The organism is Pseudomonas sp. S2_E01 (assembly GCF_054668365.1).
This window is the reverse complement of the sequence record NZ_CP162762.1, coordinates 5,933,101-5,953,106: the sequence shown is the minus strand read 5'-3', so window position 1 is coordinate 5,953,106 and position 20,006 is coordinate 5,933,101. Positions and strand designations below refer to the sequence as shown.

The 20,006-nt window shown below is 61.0% G+C and carries 19 protein-coding genes; 7 read left to right on the top strand and 12 right to left on the bottom strand.

What is annotated here, in order from left to right:
• Positions 1–72 precede the first annotated feature (72 nt).
• Together ptsP and AB4O36_RS27470 are read right to left on the bottom strand one after the other, a co-directional pair.
• Positions 73–2,352: a phosphoenolpyruvate--protein phosphotransferase gene (gene ptsP, locus AB4O36_RS27475; RefSeq protein WP_460119936.1), complete on the bottom strand. Its 2,280-nt coding sequence runs from the start codon at positions 2,350–2,352 to the stop codon at positions 73–75.
• 22 nt (positions 2,353–2,374) lie between these two features.
• Entirely contained in the window at positions 2,375–2,854 is a 480-nt protein-coding gene (locus AB4O36_RS27470) for an RNA pyrophosphohydrolase (RefSeq protein WP_007897732.1), read from the bottom strand.
• 143 nt (positions 2,855–2,997) lie between these two features.
• Here AB4O36_RS27470 and AB4O36_RS27465 point away from each other — a divergent pair, with 143 nt between their 5' ends.
• Positions 2,998–3,654, top strand: coding sequence for a histidinol-phosphatase (locus AB4O36_RS27465; protein WP_460119934.1), 657 nt, complete (start codon positions 2,998–3,000; stop codon positions 3,652–3,654).
• Positions 3,655–3,780: 126 nt separating this feature from the next.
• Here the strand turns inward: AB4O36_RS27465 and AB4O36_RS27460 are convergent, their stop codons facing one another.
• Both AB4O36_RS27460 and ilvA read right to left on the bottom strand, forming a co-directional pair.
• Positions 3,781–4,206 (bottom strand): DUF2269 family protein, encoded by a 426-nt coding sequence (locus AB4O36_RS27460; RefSeq protein ID WP_460119932.1) that lies wholly within the window; start codon positions 4,204–4,206, stop codon positions 3,781–3,783.
• Between the two features lie 39 nt (positions 4,207–4,245).
• Positions 4,246–5,760: a threonine ammonia-lyase, biosynthetic gene (ilvA, locus tag AB4O36_RS27455; protein WP_460119930.1), complete on the bottom strand. Its 1,515-nt coding sequence runs from the start codon at positions 5,758–5,760 to the stop codon at positions 4,246–4,248.
• Positions 5,761–5,907: 147 nt separating this feature from the next.
• Here ilvA and rpiA point away from each other — a divergent pair, with 147 nt between their 5' ends.
• Positions 5,908–6,582: a ribose-5-phosphate isomerase RpiA gene (gene rpiA, locus AB4O36_RS27450; protein WP_460140708.1), complete on the top strand. Its 675-nt coding sequence runs from the start codon at positions 5,908–5,910 to the stop codon at positions 6,580–6,582.
• 131 nt (positions 6,583–6,713) lie between these two features.
• Here rpiA and AB4O36_RS27445 read toward each other — a convergent pair whose 3' ends face one another.
• The 4 genes from AB4O36_RS27445 to AB4O36_RS27430 all read right to left on the bottom strand — a co-directional run bounded on the left by AB4O36_RS27445 (position 6,714) and on the right by AB4O36_RS27430 (position 10,940).
• Positions 6,714–7,622 (bottom strand): SdiA-regulated domain-containing protein, encoded by a 909-nt coding sequence (locus AB4O36_RS27445; protein ID WP_460140707.1) that lies wholly within the window; start codon positions 7,620–7,622, stop codon positions 6,714–6,716.
• Positions 7,623–7,738: 116 nt separating this feature from the next.
• Entirely contained in the window at positions 7,739–8,668 is a 930-nt protein-coding gene (locus AB4O36_RS27440; protein ID WP_460140706.1) for an SdiA-regulated domain-containing protein, read from the bottom strand.
• Positions 8,669–8,857: 189 nt separating this feature from the next.
• Entirely contained in the window at positions 8,858–9,523 is a 666-nt protein-coding gene (locus AB4O36_RS27435) for a fumarylacetoacetate hydrolase family protein (RefSeq protein WP_460119923.1), read from the bottom strand.
• Between the two features lie 22 nt (positions 9,524–9,545).
• Complete coding sequence (locus tag AB4O36_RS27430; RefSeq protein ID WP_460119921.1) at positions 9,546–10,940, bottom strand: FAD-binding oxidoreductase; 1,395 nt, start codon at positions 10,938–10,940, stop codon at positions 9,546–9,548.
• A gap of 204 nt (positions 10,941–11,144) precedes the next feature.
• Here AB4O36_RS27430 and serA point away from each other — a divergent pair, with 204 nt between their 5' ends.
• The gene (gene serA, locus AB4O36_RS27425; RefSeq protein ID WP_460119919.1) at positions 11,145–12,374 is read left to right on the top strand and encodes a phosphoglycerate dehydrogenase; all 1,230 of its coding nucleotides are present in this window, start codon (positions 11,145–11,147) and stop codon (positions 12,372–12,374) included.
• Positions 12,375–12,429: 55 nt separating this feature from the next.
• Here the strand turns inward: serA and AB4O36_RS27420 are convergent, their stop codons facing one another.
• Positions 12,430–12,855 carry a DUF4399 domain-containing protein gene (locus AB4O36_RS27420; protein WP_460119917.1) on the bottom strand — a complete coding sequence of 142 codons (426 nt, stop codon included), beginning with the start codon at positions 12,853–12,855 and terminating at the stop codon, positions 12,430–12,432.
• Positions 12,856–12,990: 135 nt separating this feature from the next.
• Between AB4O36_RS27420 and AB4O36_RS27415 the strand changes: the two genes are divergently transcribed.
• A complete protein-coding gene (locus AB4O36_RS27415) occupies positions 12,991–13,569 on the top strand; it encodes a transporter substrate-binding domain-containing protein (RefSeq protein WP_460119915.1) in 579 nt (192 codons plus the stop codon).
• A 128-nt stretch (positions 13,570–13,697) separates the two neighbouring features.
• Here the strand turns inward: AB4O36_RS27415 and AB4O36_RS27410 are convergent, their stop codons facing one another.
• Both AB4O36_RS27410 and AB4O36_RS27405 read right to left on the bottom strand, forming a co-directional pair.
• Positions 13,698–14,183, bottom strand: a complete 486-nt coding sequence (locus AB4O36_RS27410; RefSeq protein WP_460140705.1) for a 2-thiouracil desulfurase family protein — start codon at positions 14,181–14,183, stop codon at positions 13,698–13,700.
• A gap of 2 nt (positions 14,184–14,185) precedes the next feature.
• Complete coding sequence (locus AB4O36_RS27405) at positions 14,186–14,818, bottom strand: 2OG-Fe(II) oxygenase (protein WP_460119911.1); 633 nt, start codon at positions 14,816–14,818, stop codon at positions 14,186–14,188.
• Positions 14,819–14,926: 108 nt separating this feature from the next.
• Here AB4O36_RS27405 and AB4O36_RS27400 point away from each other — a divergent pair, with 108 nt between their 5' ends.
• Positions 14,927–15,679, top strand: a complete 753-nt coding sequence (locus tag AB4O36_RS27400; RefSeq protein WP_460119909.1) for a hypothetical protein — start codon at positions 14,927–14,929, stop codon at positions 15,677–15,679.
• Between the two features lie 145 nt (positions 15,680–15,824).
• On the opposite strand, the gene bipL is transcribed toward AB4O36_RS27400, so the two are convergent.
• The gene (gene bipL / locus AB4O36_RS27395; RefSeq protein ID WP_460119907.1) at positions 15,825–16,772 is read right to left on the bottom strand and encodes a phospholipase BipL; all 948 of its coding nucleotides are present in this window, start codon (positions 16,770–16,772) and stop codon (positions 15,825–15,827) included.
• 97 nt (positions 16,773–16,869) lie between these two features.
• Between bipL and AB4O36_RS27390 the strand changes: the two genes are divergently transcribed.
• The gene (locus AB4O36_RS27390) at positions 16,870–17,451 is read left to right on the top strand and encodes a DUF6436 domain-containing protein (protein ID WP_460119905.1); all 582 of its coding nucleotides are present in this window, start codon (positions 16,870–16,872) and stop codon (positions 17,449–17,451) included.
• Positions 17,452–17,564: 113 nt separating this feature from the next.
• Complete coding sequence (locus AB4O36_RS27385) at positions 17,565–19,976, top strand: penicillin acylase family protein (RefSeq protein WP_460119903.1); 2,412 nt, start codon at positions 17,565–17,567, stop codon at positions 19,974–19,976.
• Positions 19,977–20,006: the final 30 nt, after the last annotated feature.

The following is a 20,006-nucleotide window of genomic DNA, read 5'->3' as shown; positions in this document are numbered from 1 at the left end:
TGTGTTTCACACCGAACACTGTGGAAGCGGGCTTGCTCCGGGCGGCGCTCCGACGATGGGCGCACCGCCGATCTAGACCGCCTTCGCCGCCGCCGGATTGACCATCTTCGCCAATCCAAGGTTCTTCAGCGCCAGTTGCAACGAGCTGTGGATAACCTGCGGGTTGTCGATGGTCATCAGCTCTGCCAGCAGCTCCTTGGCCTTGTCCAGGTTGATCTGGCGCAGCATCCACTTCACCTTTGGCAGGTTGGTGGCGTTCATCGACAGACTGTCAAAGCCCATCGCGGTCAACAGCACCGCTGCCGCCGGATCGCCGGCCATCTCGCCGCAAATACTCACCGGCTTGCCTTCGGCATGGGCATCGCGCACCACGGTTTGCAGGGCTTGCAAGACCGCCGGGTGCAGGTAGTCGTAGAGGTCGGCCACCCGCGGGTTGTTGCGGTCCACGGCGAGCAGGTACTGGGTCAGGTCGTTGGAGCCGACCGACAGGAAGTCCACCTGCCGCGCCAGCTCCCTGGTCTGATACACCGCTGCCGGAATCTCGATCATCACACCAATCGGCGGCATCGGCACATCGGTGCCTTCGTCGCGCACCTCGCCCCAGGCCCGGTGAATCAGGTGCAACGCTTCTTCGAGTTCGTGGATGCCCGAGATCATCGGCAGCAGGATGCGCAGGTTGTTCAGGCCTTCGCTGGCCTTGAGCATCGCCCGGGTCTGCACCAGGAAAATTTCCGGGTGGTCGAGGGTGACGCGGATGCCGCGCCAGCCCAGGAACGGGTTGTCTTCCTTGATCGGGAAGTACGACAGCGCCTTGTCGCCACCGATGTCCAGCGTACGCATGGTCACGGGTTGCGGGTGGAACGCGGCGAGCTGCTCGCGGTAGATTGCCAGTTGTTCCTTTTCGCTGGGGAAGCGCTGGTTGATCATGAACGGCACTTCGGTGCGGTACAGGCCCACTCCCTCGGCGCCACGCTTCTGCGCACGCGCCACGTCGGCCAGCAGGCCGGTGTTGACCCACAGCGGCATGCGGTGACCATCGACGGTCACACAAGGCAGGTCGCGCAGGGAATCAAGCCCCAGCGCCAGCTGTTTCTCTTCCTCCACCACTTCAGCGAACTGCTTGCGCAGTACATCGCTCGGGTTGGTAAAGACTTCACCGCGCACGCCATCGAGGATCATCTCGATGCCGTCGACCTTGGCATACGGCAAATCGACCAGGCCCATCACGGTCGGGATGCCCATGGCCCGCGCCAGGATCGCGACGTGAGAGTTGCCCGAACCGAGGACTGAGACCAGGCCAACCAGCGTGCCCTCCGGCACTTCCCCGAGCATGGCCGGGGTCAGTTCCTCGGCGACCAGAATGGTTTTTTCCGGATAGACCAGGTTCTGCTGGCGCTCTTCCTGCAAATAGGCGAGCAGGCGGCGCCCCAGGTCCTTGACGTCCGAGGCCCGCTCACGCAGGTAGGCGTCGTCCATCAATTCGAAACGGTTGACGTGATCGGTGACCACCTGACGCAAAGCGCCCTGGGCCCACTGTCCGGTCTTTATTACGGTGGTGACTTCATTGCCCAGCGCCGCGTCGTCCAGCATCATCAGGTAGACGTCGAACAGGGCCCGCTCTTCGGGCCGCAACTGGGTGGCCAGCTTGGCGGACAACGCGCGCATGTCGGCGCGCACGCCCTCGATGGCGGTCTTGAACAGCTTGAGTTCCGCGTCGATGTCGACGATGGTTTTGTCTGGCACTACGTCAAGGTCGGCCGGTGGCAGCATGACCACCGCCGTACCGACGGCCGCGCCCGGTGAACCCGGCACACCGACGAACTTGGCTTCCTGAATGCCCTTGCCCTGACGGCCAAGGCCACGGATCGAGCCGGTGGCCTCGGCATGGGCGATAACCCCGGCGAGCTGCGCGCTCATGGTCACCAGGAAGGCTTCTTCACCTTCATCGAACTGGCGACGTTCCTTTTGCTGGATGACCAGCACGCCGACGACGCGGCGGTGGTGAATGATCGGCGCCCCGAGGAATGAGGCGTAGCGCTCTTCACCGGTCTCGGCGAAGTAGCGGTAGCGCGGGTGATCCGCGGCGTTTTCGAGGTTCAGGGGTTCTTCACGCGTGCCGACCAGGCCGACCAGACCTTCGTTGGGTGCCATGCTGACCTTGCCGATCGAGCGCTTGTTCAAGCCCTCGGTCGCCATCAGCACAAAGCGGTTGGTCTCGGGATCAAGCAGGTAGACCGAGCAGACCTGGCTGCCCATGGCCTCTTTGACGCGCAACACAATAATCCCCAACGCCGCCTTGAGATCCTTGGCGGAGTTAACTTCCTGGACGATCTTGCGCAGCGTATTGAGCATGGCTCGGGGTCGAACTCCGTCGTCAGTCGCGCGCTAAAAGGCGCGGGGCAAGCTCTTTGAGAGCGCGTCGATACACCTCGCGCTTGAATGTCACCACCTGGCCCAACGGATACCAATAGCTGACCCAGCGCCAACCATCGAATTCCGGTTTACCGGTCAAATCCATCCGCACCCGCTGCTCGTTGGAGATCAGGCGCAGGAGAAACCATTTCTGTTTCTGGCCGATGCACAGCGGTTGGCTGTGGGTACGGACCAGGCGTTGCGGCAAACGATAGCGCAACCAGCCGCGGGTACAGGCAAGAATTTCAACGTCCTCGCGCTCCAGGCCCACTTCTTCGTTCAGCTCGCGGTACAAGGCGTCTTCCGGCGTCTCCTGAGGGTTGATTCCCCCTTGCGGAAACTGCCAGGCATCTTGATTGATACGGCGAGCCCATAGCACCTGTCCGGCATCATTCGTGAGAATGATCCCGACATTGGGGCGGAAACCATCGGGGTCGATCACGGCAACAACCTCGCAAACGCATGTCGCCGCATTGTTCCACAAAGGTCGTGAAGGCAGCAACGCGCCGACCGACCTTATGTGCACTCTGGTGAAAAGTCCGTATTCTGGGCGCCTTTCTACAGACTTTTCAGCGAGTAACCGCAATGCGCCTGGCTTTATTCGACTTGGACAACACCCTCCTGGGCGGCGACAGTGACCACGCCTGGGGCGATTACCTGTGTGAACGCGGCTTTCTCGACGCCGTGGCCTACAAGACCCGCAATGATGCGTTCTATCAGGATTATCTCGCCGGCCAGCTGGATAACGCCGCCTACCTGAATTTTTGCCTGGAAGTGCTCGGTCGCACCGAAATGGCCACGCTGGACGAATGGCACCTGGATTACATGCGCGACTGCATCGAGCCTATCGTGCTGCCCAAGGCCATGGCCCTTTTAGCCAAGCACCGTGAAGCGGGCGACAAGCTGGTGATCATCACCGCCACCAACCGTTTTGTCACCGGGCCGATTGCCGCACGACTGGGCGTCGAAACCCTGATCGCCACCGAGTGCGAAATGGTCGATGGCCGCTACACCGGGCGCAGCACCGACATCCCATGCTTTCGTGAAGGCAAAGTGACACGCCTGACCCGCTGGCTGGAAGAAACCGGGCATTCGCTGGAAGACAGCTATTTCTATAGCGATTCGATGAATGACCTGCCGCTGCTGGAGCAGGTGACGAACCCGGTGGCAGTGGACCCGGACCCGAACTTGCGCGCCGAGGCCGAGAAACGAGGCTGGCCGGTCATCAGTCTGCGCGACTGATGACCGTCTTCTGCAGGAGCGAGCATGCTCGCGATGGTCGCCAACGATAAAGTTGGCAGCCTGACACCCCGCGGTGTCCGGTCCCCCATCGCGAGCAAGCTCGCTCCTACAGGGAAGGTGCACGCTTCAGACTGGTTTAGCCCCCATCAACCCCGCAATGGCGATAAAGCAGACAAAACTGAACAACGCCAGGGCGAAACTGAACCTGCCCACGCCTCCCGGGGTCTTGCGCAGCTTGTTCAGGCGCACCAGCAACCAGAACCACGCCAGTGCCGCCACGGTGTAGAGCACGCTGGAGGCCAGAAGCCAGGTCTGGCCCAGTGGCCAGCCCACCCGGTGCACCATCGCCCACCCCGTGAAAGGCAAGCTCAACAGCGCCAGCCCCATCACCAGCCAGACAAACACCCGCGGCCGTTGCAACGTGCGGCTGGCCGCCGTGGTGTCCCCTTGGTGCCGCGTGCGCCAGACCCAAATCGCCAGGCCCAGCGCGCAGAGCAACAACAGCGCGGTGGCCACGACATGCGCCATCTTCAGGGCGGTTAATGTTTCCATGGTTCGATTTCCTTATGCCTTGCCCATCAGCGTAGCCGTTCAGCCAAGAAACAGCTGATAGGCCGGGTTGTCGCTTTCATCCCAGTACGGGTAGCCGATTTCCTCAAGCGCCGCCGGCACCAGATGACGCTCTTCGTGGGGCACTTGCAGGCCGGCGACCACACGGCCGTCCGCCGCGCCATGGTTGCGGTAATGGAACATCGAGATGTTCCAGCGCCCGCCAAGCTTGCTGAGGAAGTTGAACAACGCACCCGGTCGCTCTGGGAACTCAAAACGCAGCACCACTTCGTCCACAACCTGGGCCGCGCGACCACCGACCATGTGACGGATGTGCAGTTTGGCCAGTTCGTTGTCGGTCAGGTCCAGCACCGGGAACCCCTGTTCGGTCAAACTGGCGAGCAGCTTGCTGCGCGGATCGTTTTCCGGGTGCGTCTGTACGCCAACGAAAATGTGGGCTTCGCTGCCGGTGTTGTAGCGATAATTGAATTCGGTGATCTGGCGCTTGCCGATGGCTTCGCAGAATGCCTTGAAGCTGCCCGGTTTTTCCGGAATGGTCACGGCAATGATGGCTTCGCGGCCTTCACCCAGCTCGGCGCGCTCGGCGACGTGGCGAAGACGGTCGAAGTTGACGTTGGCGCCGGAATCGATGGCTACAAAAGTGTGCCCGGTGACACCGCGCTGCTCCACGTACTTCTTGATGCCGGCGACGCCCAGAGCGCCGGCAGGTTCGGTGATCGAGCGGGTATCGTCGTAGATATCCTTGATCGCCGCGCAAATTTCGTCGGTGCTGACGGTGATCACCTCATCGACGTAATCCTTGCAGATATCGAAGGTGTGCTGACCGATCTGGGCCACCGCCACGCCATCGGCAAAGATGCCCACGGCCGGCAGTACGACACGCTCACCCGCTGCCATGGCCGCTTGCAGACAGTTGGAGTCGTCGGGCTCGACGCCGATGATTTTGATCTCAGGACGAAGGTACTTGGCATACGCCGCAATGCCGGCGATCAGGCCACCACCGCCCACCGGCACGAAGATCGCATCCAGGCGGCCCGGTTGCTGGCGCAAAATCTCCATCGCCACCGTGCCCTGCCCCGCGATGGTGTGAGGGTCATCGTAGGGGTGGATGTAGACGTAGCCTTTTTCATCGACCAGCTTCAGCGAGAAGGCCAGGGCTTCCGGGAACGAATCCCCGTGCAGCACCACTTTGCCGCCCCGCGAACGCACGCCCTCGACCTTGATTTCCGGAGTGGTCTTGGGCATGACGATGGTGGCTTTCACACCCAGTACTTTTGCCGCCAGGGCCAGGCCTTGTGCGTGGTTGCCCGCCGAAGCCGTCACCACGCCACGGGCGCGCTCTTCGTCGCTCAGTTGCGTGAGCTTGTTATAGGCCCCACGAATCTTGAACGAGAACACCGGCTGCAAGTCTTCACGCTTGAGCAAAATACTGTTGCCCAGCCGCTCGGAGAGCTGGCGGGCAGTCTGCAATGGGGTTTCTACGGCAACGTCATAAACGCGCGAGGTGAGGATCTTCTTGACGTACTGTTCGAGCATCGGAAAGCATCACTGGGCGGCTTGGGCGGAACCGGGGAGTCTAACCCGCATTTCGGCCATGCGACCACACGAATGAAGAGGTTTTAACCCATCATGGCGCTATAATGCGGGCCTTTCCGTCTACCCTTGCCCGCTTTCGGAGCCCGCATGACCCAGGATCAACTCAAACAGGCCGTGGCCCAGGCTGCCGTCGACTTCATCCTCCCGAAACTCGATGACAAGAGCGTCGTCGGGGTCGGCACCGGCTCCACCGCCAATTGCTTCATCGACGCCCTGGCCCAGCACAAGGGCGCCTTCGACGGCGCGGTCGCCAGCTCCGAAGCCACCGCTGCACGCCTCAAGGGCCACGGCATTCCAGTGTACGAACTGAACACCGTCAGCGACCTGGAGTTCTACGTCGACGGCGCCGACGAAAGCGACGAGCACCTGAACCTGATCAAGGGCGGCGGCGCGGCCCTGACGCGCGAGAAGATCGTCGCCGCCGTGGCCAAGACCTTCATCTGCATCGCCGACGCCAGCAAACTGGTGCCGGTGCTTGGCGAATTCCCGCTGCCGGTGGAAGTGATCCCGATGGCCCGCAGCCACGTGGCCCGTCAACTGGTCAAACTGGGCGGCGACCCGGTTTACCGTGAAGGCGTTGTGACCGACAACGGCAACATCATCCTCGACGTGTTCAACCTGCAGATCACCAATCCGGTGGAGCTGGAAGCGCAGATCAACGCGATTGTCGGCGTGGTCACCAACGGCTTGTTCGCGGCGCGACCGGCGGACCTGCTGTTGCTGGGCACGAGCGAAGGCGTGAAGACGCTGAAGGCGCAGTAACCTCAATCCCAATACCCTGTAGAAGCGAGCATGCTCGGGAAGAAATGCACAGGCAACGCTGGCAGCCTGACACCCCTCGGTGCCTGAGCCACCATCGCGAGCGTGCTCGCTCCTGCAGGGGTTCTGTGTTCTTAGGGCTTCTTGAACACATAAAACAGGTTCGGCTCGCTCACCAGATACAGCGTACCGTCGTCATCCATGGCCATGCCTTCCGCTTGCGGCACCGTTTTCGTCAGCCCCTGGCGCCCCTTGCTCAGCGACATCGTGCTCAAAGGGCGACCGTCGACATCCAGTTCCAGAATCAGTCGCGACTCGTCGGACAGCGCGAGTAAATGGCCGCTGCGCTCGTCGTATTGCAGGCTGGAGAGGTCTCGAACGAACATTCCCGCATCCCGCTTGGGGTTGTTGACCACGTGGACGGCGTACGACTTTTCCGGGTTGTAATGCGGGAAACCCTGCACTTCGTAGATCAACATCGGGTCGCGCTCCTTGGCGACAAACAGACGCTTGCCGACCGAATCATAGGCCAGGCCTTCGAAACCCTTGTTACTGCTCATGTGCACGCCAAGCGTCATCTGTTCGGCGTCGGCAGCGTCGAGGAAGGTGGTGTCTTCTTCCAGATGAATCTTGATCAACCGCTGCTGGCGCTCGTCGGTAAGCACGTAGGTGTCGGCGCTGATGAACTCCACGGCTTCAGGATCACCGAAACCGATCAGCGCAATGCGCCGGATGATCTGGCCTTGCAGCGACAGTTCGATCAGCTCCGAGTTTTTGTTGGTGACGGTGAACAGGCTTTTGCGCACCGGATCGAAAGTCAGTGCCGACACATCGTCATCCAGGCCTTCGATGGTCCGGCCTTCGAGGGTGACAAGGTAGCGATCCAGCCCGATGGACTGCGCGCTTTCCGGCTGCCAAAGCGTGTACAGGTTGAACCAGGCGCGCTCGAACAGCCTCAGGTACTGGCCGATGGTGAGCAGGATGAGCAGCGCAATCGCCAGCAGGATCAGAATCAGGGGTTTGGGACGGGCAAATCGACGCATCGGGAAGGCTCGGATATCAGAACAGGTGGATGAAATACCACGGCAGTCTGAATCCAAGCTTAATGGCCATTAGCCCCAGCCTACAACTGAGCGTCGCGCTTCCTACAAAACGCGGATCAGTTCTGCTTCTCGAAACGATAGAACAAGTTGGGCTCGCTGACCATGTACAGCGTGCCTGCCTCGTCCATGGTCACGCCCTCAGCGCGCGGGATGGTCTTTTTCAGCCCGTTGAAACCGCCCAGCACGGTCATGAAGCTCACTTGTTCGCCCTTCTCGTCGAGCTCCAGCAACAGATGAGAGTCAGCAGACAGCACCAGGGTATGCCGGGTTCGAGGATCGATGGCCAGGGCCGACAGGTTGCGGATGTCGAGTTCGTCACTGGCCAGCTTTTGTTTGTCGCCAGTCAGCGTCTGACCGTCGGCACTCTTCCAGGTAAACAGCGCTGCGGGGCGCTCCTCACCCAGCAGCATCTGCTGGTTTTTTGCATCCCAGACGACCGCTTCGAAGGCTTTATTCTGGTCCGCAGAGGGGCCAAGGTCGTATTTTGCGAAGTTGGACATGTTCAGCTCGCGGGTGTCGGCGTCCACCTTGACGATGACCAACAAATGCTGGCGTTCATCGACGATAGCCAACCGACCATTCCCCATGACCGTCACCCCTTCCGGATTGCTCCAGCCCACCAACGGCATCTTGCGCAACACCTCGCCCTGCAAGGTCAGCTCGACCAAGAACGGGTTCTTGCCCATGACCGCGAACAGGGTCTTGGTTTGCGGGTCGTAGGCAAGGTCCGATGCTTCGTCCTTTTCCATCCCCGGCAACGCCTTGGCATCGATCACCACCCGATAGTCCGGCAACCAGATGCTTTCCTGGCGCTCTGCCGTACTTTCAAAGCGCTCCATTATCCAGAGCAGGCCACGGTCATCCCAATGCATCGCAAACGCCAGGCCGTACGCCGCGCCGGCAACCAACAAAAGCCAGGCATACCAGCGCATGAAGAAACGCGGGCGGCGGGCAGTCTTGAGCGAAGGCAGCGGTTGGGTGGCCATCGAGAGATGCGTTCCAGAAATTCAGGCTAGAGGTAATAGCACAGTTGGGCCCGGCTCAGACGCCGTTAATCCACGAATTATCCGGAGAGGATGTGAAAAAAATGGCAAATGGCGGGTTTGCCTTGTTATTCACCACCCCGCCCCTGTAGGAGCGAGCATGTCGAGGCGCTCGCTCCTACAGAAAGCAGATCAGCGTACGCTGCTGGTGAAGCGGCTGGCGTCTGGCAGTTCGAGGACGATTTCGTCACCCACATTCAGCGGGCCAACGCCCACTGGCGTGCCGGTGAGGATTACGTCGCCGGCTTGCAGCGAGAAGCAGGCCGCCATGTGCTGGATCATGGGCACGATCGGGTTGAGCATGGCGCTGCTGTTGCCATCCTGACGCACTTCGCCGTTGATGGTCAGGCGGATGCCGATGTCGGTCAGGTCAGCGAACGTGCTGCCGACCACGAATGGAGCAATCACCGCAGCGCCGTCGAAGGACTTGGCGATTTCCCATGGCAACCCCTTGGATTTCAACTCGGCCTGCTTGTCGCGCAGGGTCAGGTCCAGGGCTGGCGCAAAACCGGAAATGGCGTCCAGCACTTCTTCGCGGCTAGGCTTGGTCGACAGCGGCTTGCCGATCAGCACGGCGATTTCCGCTTCGTAATGCACCGAGCCACGCTCGGTGGGAATGCTGAAACCACCTTCCAGTGGCACCACGCAACTGCCTGGCTTGATGAACAGCAGCGGCTCTGTAGGAACCGGGTTGTCCAGCTCCTTGGCGTGTTCGGCGTAGTTGCGCCCGATGCACACCACTTTTCCCAAAGGAAAGTGGATACGCGTACCGTCGACATACTGGTGCTGATAGCTCATTACCGACTCCTGGTTCATTGATTCAAACAGCGAATATCTTGCCCGGGTTCATGATGCCGTTCGGATCGAACACCGATTTGAGCGCCTTCATGTACTCGATCTCAACCGGTGAGCGGCTGTAGGTCAAGTAGTCGCGCTTGACCAGCCCCACGCCGTGCTCGGCGGAAATCGATCCGTTGTACTGCTCAACGGTTTCGAACACCCGCTTGTTGACCGTTGCGCACCGGGCGAAAAACTCGTCCTTGCCCAGGTCTTCCGGCTTGAGGATGTTCAGGTGCAGGTTGCCGTCACCGATGTGGCCGTACCAGACGACTTCAAAGTCCGGGTAGTCTTCAGCGACGATCTCATCAATTTCCTGCAGGAACGCAGTGACTTTGGACACTGTGACCGAAATATCGTTTTTGTAAGGCGTGCGGTGGGAGATCGTCTCGGAAATGTACTCGCGCAACTTCCACAGGTTCTGCAACTGGGTCTGGTTCTGACTCATCACGCCGTCCAGCACCCAGCCTTGCTCCACGCAGTGCTCAAAGATTTCCAGCGCCAGGTTGGCCACTTCCTCGGTGGTCGCCTCGAACTCCAGCAGCGCGTAGAACGGGCATTCGGTGTCGAACGGCGCCGGCACATCGCCACGCGCCATGACCTTGGCAAGGGCCTTGTCAGAGAAAAACTCGAAAGCAGTCAGGTCGAGCTTGCCGTGGAAGGCGTGCAACACCGGCATGATCGAGTCGAGATCGGCGGCGCCCAGCACCATGGCCGTGAGGTTTTTCGGTGCGCGGTCCAGGCGCATGGTCGCCTCGACCACAAACCCGAGGGTACCTTCGGCACCGATGAACAGCTGTCGCATGTCGTAGCCGGTGGCGTTCTTGATCAGGTCGTGGTTCAGCTCCAGCAGGTCGCCCTTGCCGGTCACCACTTTCATGCCCGCCACCCAGTTGCGGGTCATGCCATAGCGAATAACCTTGATTCCGCCGGCATTGGTGCCGATATTGCCGCCAATCTGACTGGAACCAGCGGAAGCGAAGTCCACCGGGTAATACAGGCCCTTCTCTTCGGCGACATTTTGCAGATGCTCGGTCACCACCCCTGGTTGGCACACGGCGGTGCGGTCGGTCAGGTTCACGTCGAGTATCTGGTTCATGTAGTCGAAAGACACCACCACTTCGCCATTCGCCGCAACGGCAGCGGCGGACAAACCGGTGCGCCCGCCGGAGGGCACCAGCGCCACCTTATGCGCATTGGCCCAACGGACAATGGCCTGCACCTGCTCGATGGTCTTGGGAAAGACAATGGCCGTCGGGGCGGGCGCGAATTGCTTGGTCCAGTCCTTGCCATAGGTGTTCAGGGAATCGGCATCGGTCAGGACCTTGCCCGGCTCAACCAACGTCTTCAGTTCTTCAATCTGGGCAGGACTGGTCATCGACAGAACTCTCGAACAATTCATGGTCATCCTGAGAACGCTTCACGTCGCAGGAACGGGTGTTTAGCGGGGCTCGTATGCTAGCATAACGACCCCGCAGCATAGCGCCCAACGGCTAATCTGCGGAGACGGCTCTCCAGCCGTCCGGGTCAGCGTCTGTTGACCATTTCCTGCCATTTTTCTCCGGGATACAGGTTTACGCAGATGAGCAAGACTTCTCTCGATAAGAGCAAGATCAAGTTCCTTCTTCTCGAAGGCGTCCACCAATCGGCTGTCGACGTCCTCAAGTCGTCCGGCTACACCAGCATCGAGTACCTCACCGGTTCTCTGCCGGAAGCCCAACTGAAGGAAAAGATCGCCGATGCTCACTTCATCGGCATTCGCTCCCGCACCCAACTGACGGAAGAGGTCTTCGATCACGCGAAGAAGCTCGTCGCAGTCGGCTGTTTCTGCATCGGCACCAACCAGGTCGACCTGAACGCGGCCCGTGAGCGCGGCATTGCCGTGTTCAACGCACCGTACTCCAACACCCGCTCCGTCGCCGAGCTGGTACTGGCCGAAGCGATCCTGTTGCTGCGCGGCATCCCTGAGAAGAACGCCTCCTGCCACCGTGGCGGCTGGATCAAGAGCGCGGCCAATTCCTTCGAGATCCGTGGCAAGAAGCTGGGGATCGTTGGTTATGGCTCGATCGGTACGCAGCTGTCGGTCCTGGCCGAAGGCCTGGGCATGCAGGTGTACTTCTACGACACCGTGACCAAACTGCCTTTGGGTAACGCCACCCAGGTCGGCAACCTTCACGAACTGTTGGGCATGTCCGACATCGTCACCCTGCACGTACCGGAAACCGCTGCGACCCAGTGGATGATCGGCGAGAAGGAAATCCGTGCCATCAAGAAGGGCGGCATCCTGATCAACGCTGCTCGCGGCACCGTGGTCGAACTGGACCACCTGGCAGCGGCCATCAAGGACAAACACCTGATCGGCGCGGCCATCGACGTATTCCCGGTGGAGCCACGCTCCAACGACGAAGAGTTCGAAAGCCCGCTGCGCGGCCTGGACAACGTGATCCTGACCCCGCACATCGGCGGTTCCACCGCTGAAGCGCAAGCCAACATCGGTCTGGAAGTGGCAGAAAAGCTGGTCAAGTACAGCGACAACGGTACCTCGGTATCGTCGGTGAACTTCCCGGAAGTGGCCCTGCCGGCTCACCCTGGCAAGCACCGCCTGCTGCACATCCACGAGAACATTCCGGGTGTGATGAGCGAGATCAACAAGGTGTTCGCCGAAAACGGCATCAACATCTCCGGTCAGTTCCTGCAGACCAACGAGAAAGTCGGCTACGTGGTCATCGACGTCGACGCCGAGTACTCGGACCTGGCGCAAGAGAAGCTGCAGCACATCAACGGCACCATTCGGTCCCGCGTGCTGTTCTGATCGCGATGCGAGCAACAAAAAAGGGAGCCTTCGGGCTCCCTTTTTCATGCCTGCGTCATTTGACGTTGACGGTGATCTTCGGCGAGACGATCGGTGGGTCGAACGGCATGTGACCGCTGTCTCCAAGCTCCAGTTGCAGCGTATGCTTGCCGGGCTCCAGCGTCACTTCAGCCTGGGTCTGCGCCTTGCCGAAATGCAGGTGGTTAGCATCGTTCGGGATCGGCTGGCCGGCAGCTGGCAGCTTGTCCACGTCGATCAGCAAGTGGTGGTGGCCGGTGTTCTTGGTCACATCACCGGCAGGCGCCAACGCGATGTTTTCGACCGCAAACTTGACGACGAAGGTCTTGGGAACCGTGGCGCCATCCGCAGGAGAGACGATGGACACTTCAGCACCCTTCGGCGCCGGCGTCGCCGCACTGGCCAGTACCGAAACACCCATCAACAGGCCAGCCAAAGCAGCACGTGACATAAAGGATTTCATTCTCTTCTCCAGTTTTTTCGTAAAATTCGCGTGGTCATGACAACTTCATGACCATTCGTTGTCGAAGGCACTCGACAACCATAGCAAAGCGAGCCTGAATCAAAGGGTCGCCATAAGAAATTCCAAGGAGTGACCATGCGCTTTCTGCCTGGCCTGATCTGCCTGCTACCCCTTCTGAGCCCTTTGGCCCATGCCGAACTGATCGACGACGTAAACGACCGTGGTGAATTGCGTATTGCTCTTGAGGCTAATACACCGCCCTTCAATTTCAAGAACGACGGAAACCTCTCGGGCTTTGAAGTCGAACTGGGCCAGTTGCTGGCCAACGAACTGGATGTACGGGCCGATTTTGTCGTCACCGATTCCAGCGATCTGTTGGCCGGCGTTGAAAGCGGCAAGTACGACATCGCGATCAACCACATAGCACTGACCCCGGAACTCAAGGATCGTTTCGACTTCAGCGAACCTTACGCTCGAGTGGATGGACAATTGCTTGCGCAAAAGGACGAGGAGCCGCGGTCGATACTGCTGGTGCAGTCGTTGGCGGAGGAGAAACCCAAGGCCGCTGCAGAGGTAAACCTGGCGATTCCATTCCAGAAGGGCAATCCGGCGTTCCATGTCAGCCTGGAAAACGCCCTGCAGCGGATCAAGGCCGATGGACGGCTGGAGGCGCTGGAGAAGAAGTGGCTGGCGGGGGATGGGGTCAAGCCCTGAGGCCTGGAGATCACACACCAACAGTGGGAGCGGGCTTGCTCGCGAATGCGGTCGGTCAGTAAATAATGATGTGCCTGACCCACCGCTTTCGCGAGCAAGCCCGCTCCCACAGGGGGGTGTGGTGACCTTTAGTTAAGTGCAGCCAACGCCTGCGCCGCCTCAACCAATTCCAGCTCACTGAACACCCGCACCCCATGGCGCTTGAGCAACGCCGCCGTCACCCCCTCGCCGGTGACCTTCACCCGGTTGAACGTGCCGTCATAGGTCTGGCGGTTGCCGCAGGACGGACTGTTGGCCTTGAGCACGGCGATGCGGATGTCGTGGGCTTGCACCAAGGCCAGCGCCTGATGTGCCCCGGCCAGGAACTGCGCGCTGACGTCCTGGCCCTCGGTGGTGATGACCGATGCCTGCCCATCCAGCACTTGCGCCCCCTGCCCGCCCGGGATTTCCGCTGCTGCCCGTGGCGTCGGCAAGCCACCGGCCACTTCCGGGCACAGCGGAACGACACGGCCTTCATCGAGCCACTGCTGAAGCTGATCAAATGGCCCGCTGGCCCCGCCGTCGTAGCGCACGCGGTGACCCAACAGGCAGCGGCTCACCAGAATCTTGTGCATGATCAGAACGGCTCATTGCCACGGCGCCGGAACCAGCCGGTCAACGACAGGCGATCCCGAGTCGCGGGCAGCACTTCATGGGGCACCTCACCGGACAGGAACACTACCAGGCAGCCGCCGGTGGGCAGTACGTCGTATTCGCCACGGTCCTCGAGGTACATGCGCAATTGCCCGCCCTCGTTCGGCAGCCAGGCGTCATTGAGATACAGCACCGCCGACACCGCGCGCCGGTCATCGTCCCTGAAGCGATCAAGGTGCTTGAGGTAGAAAGCGCCGGGCGGGTACATCGCAAAATGGCACTCGAAATCTTCCAGGCCCAGGTACAGGCCGCGATTGATCGCTTCACGCAGGCTGTCCATGAGCGCCAGGTAGCGGTCGCACGCCTCGGCCTGTCCCGGTTCGATCCACTGGATCTGGTCGCCGCGAATCGCCTCGCGAATCTCCGAAGTGGGCCCGCGCCCGACGGCCGCAGGCGTCAGTTCACCCTCGACCGAACGTTTACGGCACTCAGCCGCCAGCGCTCGGGTCAGATCCAGAGGCAGGAAAATATTCTGCTGCGACCAGCCGTGTTCAGCCAGGTCGTCGACGATACGTAACAGCAGCGGGTGATCAGAGGATATTTGCATGGCGCGCATAGTATTCCTGTACCCGAAATTCCGACAGAGCCACAAGGCGGCTTGATACGAATTCTCGACAAGTCGGTATGCCGCACGGAGAATAGTCGGCTGCTGACAGGAGTCCCTATGCGTCGTTTGCTTTTCTCACTGCTGATGTTCTGCGCTTTGCCCGCCTGGGCAGACGGCCACGACCAGTTGTACAAAGTCGCCGGCTGGCCAGAACAACGCGCGCACTTCAACGATGCCCTGGCAGCCGCTCAGCAGCGTTACCAGAACAGCCTGCCGCCTGCAGTGTTTCAGGCCCTGGTGAATAACAGCAATCAACGTTTCGCAGCGCAAGCCGTCGACCAACGTGCCCAATCGCAACTGCGCAAGAATCTCGCCGATCCGAAACCGGCCCTGACCTTTTTCCAGTCGGCCCTGGGCAAGAAGATCGTTGCTGCCGAGTTGCTGGCCACCCGCCGTGATCAATTGGCGAAAAACGCCAAGGGCCTGCCAAAAATCCAGGCCAGCGACAGCCGCCTGTTGATTATCGGCCATCTGGCACAGGCCCTGCCCGCGCGCGAGGCCGGCGCGGAAGTGAGCCTGGCGATTGCCGGCGTCGCGGCCGACAGCCTCAGCGCGATGATCCCGGGCCTCCTGGGCGGCGGTCAGGCGCAAGGCCTGCTCAACGGTCAGCGCCAGCGATTGATGGACCAGATCGGCAGCGACCTGAACAACACGCTGTTGTATGTCTATCGCGACCTGTCGGATAACGAACTGGAAGAGTTCGCCACCTTCGCCGAGTCGGCTGAAGGCCAGGCTTACTACCAGGCGGCGCTGGCGGCGATTCGCGCGGGGTTGGCGGTGGGGCAGAGTTCTTCGAACCTCAGCCAGTGATCTTTGGCGCCAGTTAGATCGCTATCGCGGGCAAGCCCGCTCCCACAGGGTTTTTCAGTGAACACAGATATTGTGTACACCAAGAGCACCTGTGGGAGCGGGCTTGTCGAATCGTCGCACCGCCGCGATGGGGCCGGAACAATCGCTACACATTTCTGCCCTTCACCCGCCGACTCAAAAACCCGAAAAACTCCCTGCGCATCTCCAGCGACTCGTTCGCCAGATGGTGCCTTCCCTCAGGCAGCATCAACACCTGCGGCCGATTGAACTTGGCCTTCAACACGTCAAGGTTATGCGGCCAATCCACCGTCATGTCCTGCTGCCCCTGCACAATCAGCGGCTGCCGGGTGCTGGTCGGTGCCGCTTCGATCCGCTTGATCCAGCGTTTCAATGCGCCGACCCAGGCCGTCGGCAAACGGCGGGCCTGCAACGGGTCGGCTTGCAGGAACATGAGGAACTGCGGGTCGCTGGAGTTTTCGCTGAAGCGTCGGGCGATCCCTTTCACGAAAGGCCTGAGCAGGTAGTAGCTGAATTTCGACCACGCCCATGATCGCGGTCTCACCAGTGGCGCCAGCAGGATCACCTGGCCCTGGGCCGGGCTTGCGCTGCCGGCGTTGAGCACGTGATCGACCACAATGGCGCCGCCGGTGCTCTGCCCGCACAGGTGCCAGGGCTGCGGCAGATCCAGCGAGCGGGCCTCGGCGAACAAGCCTTGAAGGGTGTCCTGATACTCGGAAAAATCACCGATGCTCGCCCGCTCACCACTGGACAGGCCGTGCCCTGGCAAATCGCAGGCGATCACTGCAAAACCCTGATCCAGCGCCCAGGCGATGACATGCCGGTAGAGCCCGGTGTGATCATAAAACCCGTGGAACATGAACAATGTCGCCTTGGCCACCTCCGGCCACCACACCTGGCTGACCAGCTCATAGCCGGCCACCTCGAAACGTCCAAGCCCCGTGCGCAACGGTCGCCCGGGATAGTCCAGGCCATAAAACCGCTGGTACGCCAATGCCTCTTCGGACAGCGGCTGCCACTCGGCCAAGGGCCGAAGGCTGGCGCGCAGATGATCAGGGTCGAAAGTGGCGGGCATGAGCGATTCCAAAACACGAAGCGGACTTTATAAGCCTGCGATATTCATCTGTCGCGACAAGCATGGCAAGCTGGGCGATCTCTGAGGAAACCCCGCCATGCGATCGTCCTTGCGCACCACTCTGCTTGCCAGCCTGCTCGCCCTTCTCTGTGCCGGTGTGCTGTGGGCGGCCTACGACTGGTTCCAGGGGCGCTATCTGCGTGCGTTCAGCTCCCACACGGCGCTGTTTTCAGGCGACCCGCTGCACCTGCCCGACAACCTGGCCGGCCCCGGCGCCATCCGCCTTGTGCACTTCTGGGACCCGGCCTGCCCGTGCAACGTCGGCAACCAGCAACACCTGAGCGAATTGATCGAGCATTACGAACCGCAAGGCGTCGAGTTCTACGCGGTACAAAAAGCCGGCAGCCATGGCCAGTTGCCCAGCAACCTGGGCGGCCTGAAATCCATCAGCGTCCTGCCAGGCTCAGAGCAGATCCCGGCCAGCCCCGCCGTGGCGATCTGGGATCGCAGCGGCAAGCTGGCGTATTTCGGCCCGTACAGCGAGGGCCTCACCTGCAATTCAAACAACAGCTTCATCGAGCCAATCCTCCAGGCGTTGAATGAAGGCCGCCCAGTGAGTGCCACGCACACACTGGCCGTGGGCTGTTACTGCCCATGGCCGGCTGATCAGGCGCAGTAAGCAAAACCAGGCGACAAGAATCCCTCCTACGGGTGATGGGCCGATTCAACGGGTCGTGTTAAACAGTGCAGCCAGGGAACTGCTGTCACTCATAACAAGAACAAGGAATCTGAATGAAACGTCTCCTGATTGCGCTCGTCGTGCTGATCGTTGTCCTCGCCGTGGGTGTCGGCGGCTACGTTTACAGCAAGCAACCGACGCGCCAGGGCATCGTTGAGCTGCAGCATCTGCAAGGCTCTGTCACCGTGCGTTACGACGAGCGCGGCATCCCGCACATTCGCGCCGACAACGAAACCGACCTGTACCGCGCGCTGGGTTACGTGCACGCCCAGGACCGGCTGTTCCAGATGGAAGTGCTGCGCCGCCTCGCCCGTGGCGAGCTGGCCGAAGTGCTGGGCTCCAAACTGCTCGACACCGACAAGCTGATGCGCAGCCTGCGCATTCGTGAACGGGCCGAAACTTACCTGGCCAATCTCGATAAGCAATCGCCAGCCTTTCTCGCCATGCAAGCCTATCTGGACGGCATTAACCAGTACCAGGACAGCCATGCCAAGCCTGCGGAGTTCGACGCGCTGGGCATCGCCAAACGCCCTTTCACCGCCCAGGACACCATCAGCATCGCCGGTTACATGGCCTACAGCTTTGCCGCCGCGTTTCGTACCGAACCTTTGCTGACCTACGTCCGCGATCAACTGGGGGCTGATTACCTCAACGTGTTTGACCTCGACTGGCAGCCCAGTGGTGTGCTGGAGAAAAACTCCGGCGCCGCCGTGCCGCCGCTTGCCAGCGGCGACTGGAAAGACCTCAACGCCCTCGCCCGCCTGAGCGAGCAAGCCCTGGCCGACAACGGCTTGCCGCAGTTCGAGGGGAGCAACGCCTGGGCGGTGGCCGGCAGTCGCACCAAGAGCGGCAAGCCACTACTGGCGGGTGATCCGCATATCCGTTTTTCCGCACCGTCCGTGTGGTATGAAGCCCATCTCACGGCTCCGGGGTTCGAGCTCTACGGTCACTACCAGGCCTTGATGCCGTTCGCTTCGCTGGGTATGAACCGCGACTTCGGCTGGAGCATCACCATGTTCCAGAATGACGACCTGGACCTGATCGCCGAGAAGGTCAATCCCGACAACCCCAATCAGGTCTGGTACCGCGGCCAGTGGGTGGATCTGGTCACCAGCGAGCAACAGATCGCGGTGAAGGGCCAGGCGCCCGTCACGCTGGTACTGCGCCAGTCGCCCCACGGGCCGATCGTCAACGATGCACTGGGCAGCCACGCCGGCAAGACGCCAATCGCCATGTGGTGGGGCTTTCTTGAAACCCAGAACCCGATCCTCGAGGGTTTCTATCAGCTAAATCGCGCCGACACCCTGGTCAAGGCGCGCATGGCCGCAGCCAGGATCCATGCGCCGGGCCTGAACGTCGTCTGGGCCAATGCCAAGGGCGACATTGGCTGGTGGGCTGCGGCGCAATTGCCCAAGCGCCCGGCAGGGGTGAAGCCATGGTTCATTCTCGATGGCAGCAGTGCGCAAGCAGACAAGGAGGGTTTCTACCCGTTCACCGCCAACCCGCAGGAAGAAAACCCGGCACGGGGCTACATCGTCTCGGCCAACTACCAGCCGGTATCACCGACCGGCATGGAGATTCCCGGTTACTACAACCTCGCTGACCGCGGTCAGCAACTCAATCGGCAGCTCAGCGATAAAACCGTCAAATGGGACCTGGAGACCAGCCAGAAACTGCAACTGGGCACCACCACCGCCTATGGCCCACGCCTGCTCGCCCCGCTGTTGCCGGTGCTGCGTGAAGTGGTCAGCGACCCGGCCGAGCTGAAGCTGGTGGAACAACTGGCGCAATGGCAAGGCGACTACCCGCTGGACTCCACCAGCGCCACGTTGTTCAACCAGTTGCTGTTCAACCTGGCCGATGCGGCGATGCGTGATGAGCTGGGCAACGACTTCTTCGAAACGTTGCTCTCGACTCGAGTGATCGACGCCGCCCTGCCACGCCTGGCGGCAAATGCCGACTCGCCGTGGTGGGACAACCGCACGACGGCCGCCAGGGAAACCCGCGCCGACACGGTGAAGGTGGCGTGGCAAGCCAGCCTCGCTCACCTCAAGAGCGTGCTGGGTGCCGACTTCACCCAGTGGCAGTGGGGCAAGGCCCACACCCTGACTCACGGCCACCCGCTGGGACAGCAGAAGCCGCTGGACCGGATCTTCAACGTCGGCCCGTTCGCCGCGCCCGGCAGCCATGAAGTGCCGAATAACCTCTCGGCCAAAATCGGTCCGGCGCCATGGCCTGTGACCTACGGGCCTTCGACCCGTCGCCTGATCGATTTCGCCGACCCCACCCACAGCCTGACCGTCAACCCGGTGGGCCAGAGTGGGGTGCCTTTCGATAGGCATTATGAGGACCAGGCGGAGGCGTATATCGAAGGGTTGTACTTCCAGGCGCATCTGAACGATGAAGAGGTGATGGCCAATACTCGGGGTACGTTGAAGCTGTTGCCGGCGCGGGTGGCCCCTTAGATGTTCATTGCCTGTACAGGCAATGAACAT